At 70.0% G+C, this 11,695-nt stretch carries 12 protein-coding genes; 5 read left to right on the forward strand and 7 right to left on the reverse strand.

The genetic code is table 11. The features are described 5' to 3' along the window. Window positions 1–77 precede the first annotated feature (77 nt). Both AB0C69_RS09140 and AB0C69_RS09145 read right to left on the reverse strand, forming a co-directional pair. The gene (locus AB0C69_RS09140) at window positions 78–404 is read right to left on the reverse strand and encodes a hypothetical protein (RefSeq protein ID WP_360351693.1); all 327 of its coding nucleotides are present in this window, start codon (window positions 402–404) and stop codon (window positions 78–80) included. 676 nt (window positions 405–1,080) lie between these two features. Continuing rightward, window positions 1,081–1,659 carry a GNAT family N-acetyltransferase gene (locus tag AB0C69_RS09145; protein ID WP_360351696.1) on the reverse strand — a complete coding sequence of 193 codons (579 nt, stop codon included), beginning with the start codon at window positions 1,657–1,659 and terminating at the stop codon, window positions 1,081–1,083. A gap of 362 nt (window positions 1,660–2,021) precedes the next feature. On the opposite strand from AB0C69_RS09145, the gene AB0C69_RS09150 reads away from it, so the two are divergent. Then, entirely contained in the window at window positions 2,022–2,543 is a 522-nt protein-coding gene (locus AB0C69_RS09150; RefSeq protein WP_360351699.1) for a pyridoxamine 5'-phosphate oxidase family protein, read from the forward strand. After that, entirely contained in the window at window positions 2,528–3,631 is a 1,104-nt protein-coding gene (locus AB0C69_RS09155; RefSeq protein ID WP_360351702.1) for a serine hydrolase domain-containing protein, read from the forward strand. Before AB0C69_RS09150 ends, AB0C69_RS09155 begins: the two co-directional genes overlap by 16 nt. On the opposite strand, the gene AB0C69_RS09160 is transcribed toward AB0C69_RS09155, so the two are convergent. Both AB0C69_RS09160 and AB0C69_RS09165 read right to left on the reverse strand, forming a co-directional pair. After that, a complete protein-coding gene (locus AB0C69_RS09160) occupies window positions 3,621–4,325 on the reverse strand; it encodes a DUF72 domain-containing protein (RefSeq protein WP_353834277.1) in 705 nt (234 codons plus the stop codon). The genes AB0C69_RS09155 and AB0C69_RS09160 overlap by 11 nt on opposite strands. A gap of 37 nt (window positions 4,326–4,362) precedes the next feature. After that, the gene (locus AB0C69_RS09165) at window positions 4,363–4,821 is read right to left on the reverse strand and encodes a hypothetical protein (RefSeq protein ID WP_360351706.1); all 459 of its coding nucleotides are present in this window, start codon (window positions 4,819–4,821) and stop codon (window positions 4,363–4,365) included. Between the two features lie 80 nt (window positions 4,822–4,901). Here AB0C69_RS09165 and AB0C69_RS09170 point away from each other — a divergent pair, with 80 nt between their 5' ends. Continuing rightward, a complete protein-coding gene (locus AB0C69_RS09170; protein ID WP_360351709.1) occupies window positions 4,902–5,939 on the forward strand; it encodes a tyrosine-type recombinase/integrase in 1,038 nt (345 codons plus the stop codon). A 356-nt stretch (window positions 5,940–6,295) separates the two neighbouring features. On the opposite strand, the gene AB0C69_RS09175 is transcribed toward AB0C69_RS09170, so the two are convergent. The 3 genes from AB0C69_RS09175 to AB0C69_RS09185 form a co-directional block, all read right to left on the reverse strand. After that, on the reverse strand, window positions 6,296–8,686 hold the full coding sequence (locus tag AB0C69_RS09175; protein WP_360351712.1) for an excinuclease ABC subunit UvrA: 2,391 nt from the start codon (window positions 8,684–8,686) through the stop codon (window positions 6,296–6,298). Window positions 8,687–8,766: 80 nt separating this feature from the next. Then, window positions 8,767–9,243 carry a helix-turn-helix transcriptional regulator gene (locus AB0C69_RS09180; protein WP_360351715.1) on the reverse strand — a complete coding sequence of 159 codons (477 nt, stop codon included), beginning with the start codon at window positions 9,241–9,243 and terminating at the stop codon, window positions 8,767–8,769. A gap of 72 nt (window positions 9,244–9,315) precedes the next feature. Beyond that, entirely contained in the window at window positions 9,316–9,972 is a 657-nt protein-coding gene (locus AB0C69_RS09185; RefSeq protein ID WP_353834281.1) for an HAD-IB family phosphatase, read from the reverse strand. 137 nt (window positions 9,973–10,109) lie between these two features. On the opposite strand from AB0C69_RS09185, the gene AB0C69_RS09190 reads away from it, so the two are divergent. Together AB0C69_RS09190 and AB0C69_RS09195 are read left to right on the forward strand one after the other, a co-directional pair. After that, window positions 10,110–10,841 (forward strand): VTT domain-containing protein, encoded by a 732-nt coding sequence (locus AB0C69_RS09190; RefSeq protein ID WP_360351719.1) that lies wholly within the window; start codon window positions 10,110–10,112, stop codon window positions 10,839–10,841. A gap of 111 nt (window positions 10,842–10,952) precedes the next feature. Then, window positions 10,953–11,695: phosphatase PAP2 family protein (locus AB0C69_RS09195; protein WP_360351722.1), on the forward strand; the 743-nt coding region annotated here is incomplete at its 3' end.

An 11,695-nucleotide genomic window follows, 5' to 3' on the forward strand; every position in this document is an offset into this window, starting at 1 on the left:
GATGGCCGATCTCGGAGCTACGTCACGATCGGGCGGTCGGACAGTTGCGCAAGCCTGGTGAGACGAGTGGTTCCATGTCAGATCACCGGCCGGCCGGCGAGCGCGGCCACTTCGGTGAAGTAGGCGCGGAACAACGGCTCGTCACTGGAGGGCACCCGGAACGCCATGGTGGAGCGGTACCCGAAGGAGGCCAGGTCGGTGCCGTAGAGGGCGGCGCGCGGATCGTTCACGGCGCCGAAGATCAGTTCGCCGGGTCTACCCGGCTTCCTGTAGTGCACCAGGACCCCGAGCCAGTGCAGCGGGATCCGGAGCGTGGTCGTCAGGTCGTTCGGCTGGAACAGTTCGAACACCCCCCGGTCCACACGCACATGCAGCTTCTCGTAGTCGAACGTGAGGGGATCCATGGGGAAGAGTCCTCCGGTGTGTGTCATCGCTGGTCGGGTGTCACGGCAGCCTCGCCCCACGGCACCGTGGCCGCTCCGATGAGCAGCGCCACGGTGCCGTGGATGATGTCGAGTGGGCGGGAACGATCTTCGGCCGCGAGGTTCGGGCGGGGTGTCGGGGTCGTAGTGGATCGTGAACGCACGCCGAAACCGATCGGGGCCCACGTCCAGGCTGCCGTGATCCTCTCCCCCGTGGTCACCCTCGTTCGTCACGGTGAACTCCTCATCGCTGGAGGGGTCCTGGAAGAATACGAGCACAGGTATCCCGTCGAGCTGCGAGCTTCCGCGCCTGGGTTCCCGGACCCGCTGGATCCGCCCGCTCACCCTCACCGCTCGCTGCGCCACGGCCATTCCGGCCAGTTGACCGGACGTACTCGCCGTTCGCGTCCGCCTCCAGCGAGGCCGCTCCCCCGGCCCTCGTCACACTGACCCTGACGGTGAGGCGTTCGACGGTGAGCTTGCAGGTCTGCGGGCACCGACGCCCAGGCTGCTTCTCGCCTCGAGGCTGGGCCTATGGATTCAAGGACATGGCGCCCGACCTGGCAGGCTGATGGTTTGGACGTCTCCGCTAGATCTGCGTTCTTCTGCGGGGGCCGGGTATGCCGCTCGCAGTGGAGGAGAGAGGCCGTGTGCCGCCTCAGCGCGTCTCCTCCCACATGGCGCGAGTCATCTCGTACTCGACTTCGCCGAGGTGCGCGTCCGGCAGCGGATCGTCGAACTGCGGGTGGTACGTGCGCACGTACCGCATGCCGATGGCCCGCATCACCCCTATGGATCCGGCGTTGGCGGCCATGGTCTGCGCGATCACACGGCTCTGCCCGACGGTGTCGAAGGCGTGCCGCAGAAGGGCGCGGGACGCTTCACTGGCCAGGCCCTGCCGCCAGTACCGGCGGACGAGCCGGTACCCCAGATCGCAGACGGTGGGGTCGTCGGGCTGATCGGGACCATGCGCAGGCGGCAGCATCATGAGGCCGACGAACTCACCTTCGTCCCCTCCATCGGAGAGATGGGCCATCCAGAAGCCCAGCCCGTCTACCTTGCTTGCCATGGCCATCCGCCGCTGATGAGTCGCGACCACCTCGTCCCTGGTCGGCGTCCTCGCGTCGAGATAGCGCAGCACCTCGAGGTCGGAGTCCAGGTGGACCTCCAGGTCGAGATGCCGATCGGCCAGCGGCACCAGCAGCAGACGCTCAGTGCGCAAGGTCGGTTGAGGCATGGGGCAACCGTTTCACGCCGAGATCGGTGAGGCGATCGTTTTCTCCCCGGCTGTGTCCGGTGGATCGCTCTGTGATCCAGAGCAGGGCGCTGACCAGGGTGGAAGTCGCTTCGGGTGCGCACCCACTCCCCCACTGAGGTCCGTGATCAGGTTGGCTGTGCGTGCTTCGGCTGTCAGCCGGGACGAGCTTCCTGCGCTTCCGGCGATGGCGCACCGAGGCCTGAGTGCTGCCGACCTGCGTGGACGGGGCGGACCGATGAGTTTCTTGGCGAGTTCAGGTCATCCTCAGGACGACACGTAGTACGTGACCGGAAGGCACGGCTGGCCGACTTGCCGTGTCCCCGTCGATCGAAGGATGTGACATGTTCGCCAGTGAACCGGATGTTGAGCTCGGGCCGTTCTCGTCTCCGGCCGCGCAGGCGACGCCGTGGGCGTCGGCGTTGGCGGTCATCGGTGAGGCGGAGGTGTTCTGGCTTTCCACCGTGAGGCCTGACGGTCGACCTCATGTGACGCCGTTGCTGGCATTCTGGAGTCTGGGTGGCATGTGCTTCACCACGGGCGGGGAGGAGCGCAAGGCGCGGAATCTTGAGGAGAATCGTCACTGTGTGCTGACGACCGGCACGAACGCGTTGACCGGTGTGGACGTCGTCATTGAGGGGCTTGCGTCCGTGGTGGAGGAGCAGTCGGAGCGGGAGCAGGCCGTCGCGGACTTCGAGCGGAAGTATGGCGCGCATCTGACCAGCCCCGAGGGCACCTGGCATGGGCTGGGTGAGGCGGTCGTCGCCGGCGATGTCAGGTTGTATCGGGTGGCGCCGACTGTCGGATTTGCTTTCGGGAAGCTGCCGACGGCCAGTCAGACTCGCTACACGTGGGCGAGCCGGTGACGAGGGCGCCGTCGCTGCAGCAGAAGGTGCAAGGCGTCCTTGACGAACTCGTCGAGGACGGAGCCGAGACGGGTTTGCAGGTTGCGGTTCACCATCGCGGTGCTCTTGTCATCGATGCTGTCGCCGGGGTCGCCGACGGTGAGACCGGGCGCAGGGTGGCCCCGGAGACTCTCTTTTTCAGTTTCTCTTGCGGCAAGGTCATGACGTCGCTCATCGCTCACCTGCTCGTCGGGAGCGGTGCCATCGGGTATGACACGCCGGTGGTCGACGTGTGGCCGGAGTTCGGTGCTCACGGGAAGGCGGCTGCGACTCTTCGTCATGTGCTCACGCATTCGGTCGGCGTTCCGGCGATGCCTGCTGGGATCGGCCCTGCCGGTCTGACGGATTGGTCGCGGGTGTGCGCCGCGATCGCCGAGGCGGAGCCGCGGTGGCGGCCTGGGACGGAGACGGGGTACCACTCGTTCACCTACGGGTTCCTCGTGGGCGAGGTCGCGCGGCGGGTCACGGGCAAGTCGATGCGGCGGCTCTTGCGCGAGTGGGTGGCCGCGCCGTTGGGCATTGACGGCGACTTGTACTTCGGTGTGCCGCGGACCGAGTTGGCCCGGTTGGCGCGGCTTGAGGATGCCGCGCCGGATGCGGGTGGCTCGCCTGGTGGCGATGCCGTTCTTGCGTCTTGGGAGCTGCGGCCGACCGCGGCCATGGGTAATGGGCGTGAGTTGCTGGAGGCGGACGTTCCGTCGGTCGGGACGTTCACGGCGCGGGGAATCGCGGCGATGAACGCGGCGGTCCTGGACGGTCGGCTCATCGATTCGCGTCGGCTTGAGGAGTTGACGGCGGTGGCGTTCGAGGGCACTGACCGGGTCTTCGGCAACCCTGTGCGGCTTGGCTTGGGTTATCCGCTCGGTCGGATCGGTACTGAGCCGGATGAGACGCCTACGACGTTCGGCTGGGTGGGGGGCGGCGGTAGTTATGTCTATGCGGACGTCGCCACCGGTACTTCGTTCGCCATGACCAAGACTCGGCTGACGCCGCATTTCGGGGCCGCGCAGCGGCTGGCGGATCTGGTTGCGGCGGGGATCAGCTCGTGAGGTCGGTGAAGCGCAGGGCGTTGCGGACGGCGGCGCCGCCGGGGTCGTTGTTGAAGTAGACGTAGGCGTCCTGTGTCCCGGCGAGTTCGTCGGCCCAGCGTTGGAGGGTCTCGTCGTCGTATTCGGGCCAGGGGTCGGCGGGTCCCTCGTGGAAGCGCAGGTAGAGCCAGTCGGTCGTGCGCCATAGGGGTGTCTGCGGTTCGCCGAGTCGGTCGGCCCAGCACAGGGCCGCGCCGTGGTTCTCCAGGACGTGGCGTGTCTGGTCTGTCCACCAGGAGGGGTGGCGGGGTTCGACGGCGATGCGGGTGCCGGGCGGGAACTGGCGCAGGCATTCGGTGAGGCGGTCGGTGTCGGCTTGCAGGGTGGGCGGGAGTTGGAGCAGGACGGGGCCGAGCCTGTCCCCCAGGCCGTTGGCGGCGTTCATGAGGCGCGCGACGGGCTCGGCCGGGTCTTTGAGGCGTTTCATGTGGGTGAGGTAGCGGCTGGCCTTGACCGCCATGACGAAGCCGGGTGGGGTGTTGTCGCGCCAGAGTTCGAAGGTCTCGCGGGTGGGGAGGCGGTAGAAGGCGTTGTTGTTCTCGACGGTGGTGAAGGTGTCGGCGTAGTGGGGCAGCCAGCGTCGTTGGGCGAGGCCGGGTGGGTAGAGGACGTCGCGCCAGTCGGCGTACTGCCATCCCGATGTGCCGATGAGCACGGGTCCCCTCCCCTGTCCGGTGGACGCGTGCGGGTGGTCATACCCGTTTGCGGTGCGGTTCCAGGGCGCGGATGTAGTCGACGAGGCGGACGCCGATCTCGAAGGGGATGTCGGGGCCGGTGAGGTCGGTGTCGGGCCAGGTTTCGGAGATGCGGCGCCAGGTGGTGCGGCCGAGGAAGGCGCCGGTGCGGGGTTCGTCGCCGAGGTCGGTGCGCCATGCGGGTTCGGTGGTGAGCAGGCGGGTGAGGGCGGCCTCGTTGTCGGGTTCGGCGGGGTGTTCGGCGTGGAAGCCGATCTCGATGGCGTGGTGGCGGGCGCCGGGGGCGAGTTCGGCGGGGATGATCTGGGCTTCGTAGTGCTCGCGCTGGGGGGCGGGGTCGCCGAACCAGGCTTTGACGCCGTTGTGGCGTGTCTGGATGTGGGGGTGGCCGAGGCGGGGTGGTGTGGAGCCGCGGATGATCTCGCCGATCTGGTCGAACAGTGCCCGTTCCCCCATGTTGTGGATCTTACGGGGTTCTGTCGGTGGCGGGGGGTAGCGTCCGGCGGGTGCGTCCTGCCGATGTTCAGCGTGTGTCCGTGGCCGAGTGTGTGGATCGCTATGCGGAGATGGTGCGTGCGAAGGCGTCGACGGGTGCGCTGGCGCCGGCGTCGGCGGAGGTTTATGTGCGGGACGTGGTGACGTTCGGGGCGCTGGCGGGTGAGGACCGGGTGCTGGACGATCTGACGGGTGAGGACGTCGATGAGGTTCTGCTCAGGTTCGCGCGTAAGCCCGATGAGCGGCGTCGGCGGGGGGCGCGGCCTGTGGGGGCGGGGGGTGGGCCGTTGCAGAGTGCGGCGTCGCAGGCGCGGTTCCGGCGTTCGGTGTCGGCGTTCTTCCGGCATGCGGTGGTGGCGGGGTGGGTGCAGTTGAATCCGATGCAGGCGGTGACGGTGCGGCCGAAGCAGCGGGGTGGGCTGCGGGCGGAGCGGCGTGCGTTGACGGTGGAGCAGGCGGAGGGGTTGCTGGGGGCGGCGCGTGGTCTGGTGGAGGCGCCGGACGGGGGTGCGGGGGTGCGGCGGCGTGCGGATCAGCGCACGGAGTTGCGGGACGGGTTGATCGTGTTGTTGCTGGCGGCGGTGGGGCCGCGGGTGTCGGAGCTGACGGCGGCGAATGTGGAGGATTTCTTCGTCAACGGGGGGACGCGGTACTGGCGGATCTTCGGTAAGGGCGGGCGGACGCGGGATGTGCCGCTCCCCCGTCCGGTGGCGGAGGTTCTGGACGCGTATCTGGCGGAGGGGCGGGGGTTGCTGGATCGGGGGCGGGAGGCGAAGGCGCTGTTGTTGTCGTGGCGGGGGCGGCGGTTGGCGCGGGGTGATGTGCAGGGGGTGATCGACCGGGTGCTGGAGCGGGTGGAGGCGGGGCGGCGGCGGAGTGTGACGCCGCATGGGCTGCGGCATACGACGGCGACGCATCTGCTGGCGGCGGCGACGGACATGGATGCGGTGCGGCGGGTGCTGGGGCATGCGGATCTGTCGACGTTGGGCCGGTATCGCGATGAGCTTCCGGGTGAGTTGGAGGCGGCGATGCGGGTGCATCCGCTGTTGGGTCCGGTGGAGGGTCGGCGGGGTGGTTGAGGGGGTCGGCGGCCTGGTGCGCTGGGCCGTGGTTGCGGGCCGGGGCTGATCTGCGCCTGTCCGGTCGGTTCGGGGGTGGCCGTGAAGCGGGGTAGCTCGTCCCCTGGCGATTCAGGCTTGCGCGCCGACGGGGTGAGGCCGTTCAGAGCTTGACCGCGGAGGGCGGAACGGGCGGTGTGGTGGTTCGCTCGCCGGCGACCACCGGCCGGCGCAGCTGAAGGCGTTGCGCATATCCGCGACCGAGGCGCGGGAGCCCTGGAGATGTCAGAACGAGAAGTCGCGATGGTCTACCGCGACTTCTCGTTCTGAGGCTGGTCGGCCTACGACCTCTGCGTGGTGGTCGTGGTGGGGTGGGTTCAGGTGCCGATGTAGGCGGCGAGGTGTTCGCCGGTGAGGGTGGAGCGGGCGGCGGCGAGGTCGGCCGGGGTGCCTTCGAAGACGATGCGGCCTCCGTCGTGGCCGGCGCCGGGGCCGAGGTCGATGATCCAGTCGGCGTGGGCCATGACGGCCTGGTGGTGCTCGATGACGATGACGGACTTGCCGGCGTCGACGAGGCGGTCGAGGAGGCCGAGGAGGTGTTCGACGTCGGCGAGGTGGAGGCCGGCGGTGGGTTCGTCGAGGACGTAGACGCCGCCGTCTTCGGCCATGTGGGTGGCGAGTTTGAGGCGTTGGCGTTCGCCGCCGGACAGGGTGGTGAGGGGCTGGCCGAGGGTGAGGTAGCCGAGGCCGACGTCGGCGAGGCGGCGCAGGATGCGGTGGGCGGCGGGGATGCGGGCGTCGCCGGTGGCGAAGAACTTCTCGGCCTCGTCGACGGGCATGGTGAGGACGTCGCTGATGTCCTTGCCGCCGAGGGTGTAGTCGAGGACGTGGGCTTGGAAGCGTTTGCCTTCGCATTCCTCGCAGGGGATGGCGACGCCGGCCATCATGGCGAGGTCGGTGTAGATGACGCCCGCGCCGTTGCAGTTGGGGCATGCGCCTTCGGAGTTGGCGCTGAACAGCCCGGGTTTGACGCCGTTGGCCTTGGCGAAGGCCTTGCGGATGGGGTCGAGGAGTCCGGTGTAGGTGGCGGGGTTACTGCGTCGTGAGCCGCGGATGGGGGTCTGGTCGATGGAGACGACGCCGGCGCCCTTGGGGATGGAGCCGTGGATGAGGGAGCTCTTGCCGGAGCCGGCGACGCCGGTGACGGCGACGAGGACTCCGAGGGGGATGTCGACGTCGACGTCGTGGAGGTTGTGGGCGTTGGCGCCGCGGATCTGCAGGGTGCCGGTGGGGGTTCGCAGGTCGGTCTTGAGGGGGGTGCGGTCGTCGTAGTGGCGGCCGGTGAGGGTGCCGCTGGTGCGCAGTTCGTCGAGGGTGCCCTGGAAGCAGATGGTGCCGCCGGCGGTGCCGGCGGCGGGGCCGAGGTCGACGATGTGGTCGGCGATCGCGATGGTCTCGGGTTCGTGTTCGACGACCAGGACGGTGTTGCCCTTGTCGCGCAGGCGCAGGAGGAGGTCGTTCATGCGCTGGACGTCGTGGGGGTGCAGGCCCATGGTGGGTTCGTCGAAGACGTAGGTGACGTCGGTGAGGGATGAGCCGAGGTGGCGGATCATCTTGGTGCGTTGTGCCTCGCCGCCGGACAGGGTGCCGGAGGGGCGGTCGAGGGAGAGGTAGCCGAGGCCGATCTCGACGAAGGAGTCGAGGGTGTCGCCGAGGGCTTTGAGGAGGGGGGCGACGGAGGGTTCGTCGAGGGCGCGGACCCAGTCGGCCAGGTCGCTGATCTGCATGGCGCAGGCGTCGGCGATGCTGATGCCGTTGATCTTCGATGAGCGGGCGGTGTCGCTGAGGCGGGTGCCGCCGCAGTCGGGGCAGGGGGTGGTGGTGACGGCGCGTTCGACGAAGGCGCGGATGTGGGGCTGCATCGAGGCGCGGTCTTTGCTGAGGACGGATTTCTGGATTTTGGGGATGAGGCCTTCGTAGGTGACGTTGACGCCCTCGACCTTGATCTTGGTGGGTTCCTTGTGGAGGAGGTCGTGGAGTTCGGTGGGGGTGTAGTCGCGGATGGGCTTGTCGGGGTCGAAGTAGCCGCAGCCGCGGAAGATGCGGCCGTACCAGCCGTCCATGCTGTGGCCGGGGACGGTGAGGGCGCCCTGGTTGAGGGAGAGGGTGTCGTCGTAGAGGGCGGTGAGGTCGAAGTCGTTGGCGGTGCCGGTGCCTTCGCAGCGGGGGCACATGCCGCCGGTGACGCTGAAGCTGCGGTGTTCTCTGACGGTCTTGCCCGAGCGTTCGAAGGCGACGGCGCCGGATCCGCTGATGGAGGCGACGTTGAAGGAGAAGGCCTGGGGTGAGCCGATGCGGGGTTCGCCGAGGCGGCTGAACAGGATGCGCAGCATGGCGTTGGCGTCGGTGGCGGTGCCGACGGTGGAGCGGGCGTCGCCGCCCATGCGCTGCTGGTCGACGATGATGGCGGTGGTGAGGCCTTCGAGGACGTCGACGTCGGGGCGGGCGAGGGTGGGCATGAAGCCCTGGACGAAGGCGCTGTAGGTCTCGTTGATCATGCGCTGGGATTCGGCGGCGATGGTGCCGAAGACCAGGGAGCTCTTGCCGGAGCCGGAGACGCCGGTGAACACGGTGAGGCGGCGCTTGGGGAGCGTGACGTCGACGTCCTTGAGGTTGTTCACGCGTGCGCCGTGCACGCGGATCAGGTCGTGGCTGTCGGCGGCGTGGGGCGCGGGCGGGTGCGCGTCCGTGCTCGTGGCGCTGCTCATCGTGTCGTGTCTCCCTGTGTGGGGCGTGGCGGTGGCACCTGTCTACCCGATCGGTGGGGCGGGTGGGGTGCGGGTGGGTGTCAGGTTAGGGGCGGGGGTCCGGTGGGGGCTTCTCGATTCCTGATCGGTCTGGTGACCTGTTTTTCCAGGCAGGACGGTACGCCGGCGGCGGTGCCGGAGGAGGTGAGTTCGGCTGTGGTGTCGGCCGCTTGGCGGCGGTAGGCGCTGGGGGGTATGCCGACCAGTTCGGTGAAGCGGGTGCTGAAGGTGCCGAGGGAGGAGCAGCCGACGGCGAAGCACACGTCGGTGACGCTGAGGTCGCCGCGGCGCAGGAGGGCCATCGCGCGTTCGATGCGGCGGGTCATCAGGTAGGAGTAGGGCGATTCTCCGTAGGCCTGGCGGAACCGGCGGCTGAGGTGGCCGGCGGAGATGTTGGCGCCGCGTGCCAGCGCTTCGACGTCCAGGGGCTGGGCGTATTCGCGGTCGATGCGGTCGCGGACGCGGCGCAGCAGTGCGAGGTCGCGCAGGTGGTTGGGGTCGGCGGGTGTGCTGGTCACGTGGCGATCGTGCCATGCGGGGCGGGGTGCGGGGCGTGTCGGGGGCGGGTTTGTTCGGCGTGCTCCCCCAGGTCAGCGGCCTTGTGGGGGTGAGGCGGGGTGGAGGGTGCGGGCGAGGGCGTAGGCGTCGCGGAGGTCGGTGCCGCGGTAGTCGAGGGCGGCGATGCCGGCGAGGTGGTGGTCGGCGTTGACGGCGACGGTGCGGGTGAGGTGGCGGAACAGGGGGGCGTCGGACATGGAGTCGCCGTAGGCGGTGCACTGGTCGGTGGTGAGGCGGTGCCGGGCGAGGAGGTCGTCGGCGATGCGGACCTTGTCGGCGGGGGTGAGGATTCCGGCGGGGTCGAGGGTGCCGGTGAAGGGCATCGGGGGGAAGCGGGAGGCGACGACGTCGTCGAAGCCGTGGTCGAGGAGGTGGCGGGCGAAGAAGTCGGGCGACATGGTGATGACGGCGGAGTGTTCGCCGCGGGCGCGGATGTCGGCGCAGACGTCGGTGATGCCGGTGAGCCAGGTGGCGGCGCGGTAGGCGGTGGCGACGACGGCGGGGGTGAGGTGGCGCCACAGGCGGTGGATGCGGGTGGAGAAGCCGCGGGTGTCGAGGGTGCCGGCGGCGAAGCGGGCCTCGAGGTCGTGGAGTTCGGGGAGGGTGCCGAGGTGGCGGGCGATCTCGAGGTTGGCGGTGGTGCCGGTCAGCAGGGTGCCGTCCATGTCGAAGATGTGCAGGTGTCCCACAGTGTGTGAAGTGTGGTGGAGCCGGGGCCGGGACGCGAATCGATTTCGCGGGGCGGGGTTCCCCTGACGAAGGTGGGGGGTGCGCGGCGTCTTTCGCGGGATCCGCCGGGGGGTGGGGCTTTCCTAGCGTCGTGGCCATGGACGGAATCATGGGCATGGTGGACACGGCGGTGACGTCGCCGTGGTTCTACCTCGTGCTGTTCGCGGTGGCGGCGATCGACGGTTTCTTCCCGGTGGTGCCGAGCGAGAGCATGGTGATCACCGCGGGGGTGTACGCGGCGGGCGGACAGCCGGAGCTGGCGCCGGTCGTGGCGTTGGCGGCGGCGGGCGCGTTTGTGGGCGATCATGTGTCGTACCTGGTGGGGCGCCGGGCGGGCGGGCGGCTGGTGCGGGGGGCGCGGCCCGGGACGCGGCGGCATGCGGCGCTGGGGTGGGCGCGGCGGACGATGGCCGAGCGCGGCGGGTTGATCCTGGTGGTGGCGCGGTACGTGCCGGGCGGGCGGACGGCGGTGACGGTGACGATGGGGGCGGTCGGGTACCGGCTGCGGTCGTTTTCGCTGTTCGCGGCGGTGGCGGCGGTGTCGTGGGCCCTGTACGGGGCACTGCTGGGGTATGTGGGCGGGGTGGCGTTCGAGGACGAGCCGCTGAAGGGTGTGGCCGTCGGGCTGGGGTTGGCCCTGGGGGTGACGGCGACGGTGGAGGTCGTGCGGTTCGCGCGGCGCCGCCGCGGGGCGGCGGACACCGCGGTGGCGGGCGCAGGGGTGGACGCAGGGGTGGACGCAGGGGTGGACGCAGGGGTGGAGCGGTCGCCGGAGGGGCCGGGCGGACGGAGGACGGCCGCACGAGTGGGGCCATTGCCCGGCGAGTGATCCCCCTAAGGTGAAATGGTTGTCCTCCTGTGGCCGGTAGGTGAACATCAGCGGGCTTTGCGGTGTCTGACGGATGACGGGCACGGGGCCGCTGCGAGTGTGAGGGAGAGCATGGGAGCGCCGGATTTCAGCGCCGATCTGTACCGGGAGATCACCGAGTTCGCGCAGGGCACGCCCTCGTGGGTGCACGAGGCGGCGGACGTGGGCACCGACGGGGGGCTGCTGCTGTTCGCGGTGCTGTTCGTGGTGGGCTGGTGGCGGGCCCGGGGCCTGGACGCGCGGGCGATGGGGCTGGCGCTGGTGGCGCCGTTCGCGATGGTGTCGGCGTACCTGGTGAGCGAGGTGTCCAAGAGCTTCATCCAGGAGGAGCGGCCGTGCCGCGCGGTGGCGGGCGCGGTGCACATCGCGGCGTGCCCGGCGCCGGGCGACTGGTCGTTCCCGAGCAACCACGCGACGATCGCGGCGGCGTCGGCGGCGGCGATCGTGGTGGCGTGGCGGGCGCTGGCACCGCTGGTGCTGCCGCTGGCGGCGCTGATGGCGTTCTCGCGGGTGTTCGTGGGCGTGCACTACCCGCATGATGTGGCGGCGGGGTTCCTGGTGGGCGTGGTGGTGGCGCCGGCGGCGGCGCTGGTGCTGGTGCTGGCGGCGCGGCCGCTGGTGGAGGCGCTGCGGGGCGTGGCGGCCGGGGCGGTGCTGCTCGGGGCGGGCCCGGCGGCGGCCCAGGGCCCCGGGCTGGAGATACCGCTGGAGGATCCCGCGCGCGGACGCGAGCTCCGGGCCGCGGGCCAGGATCGCGCGGGCGGCGGCGCGCGGCTCCCGCTCCCCCACGGCGACCTCGCACTCCTCCAGGTTTC

Origin of the sequence: Actinomadura sp. NPDC048032 (genome assembly GCF_040653175.1) — a bacterium.
GTDB classification, from domain to species: Bacteria; Actinomycetota; Actinomycetes; order Streptosporangiales; family Streptosporangiaceae; genus Spirillospora; species Spirillospora verrucosospora.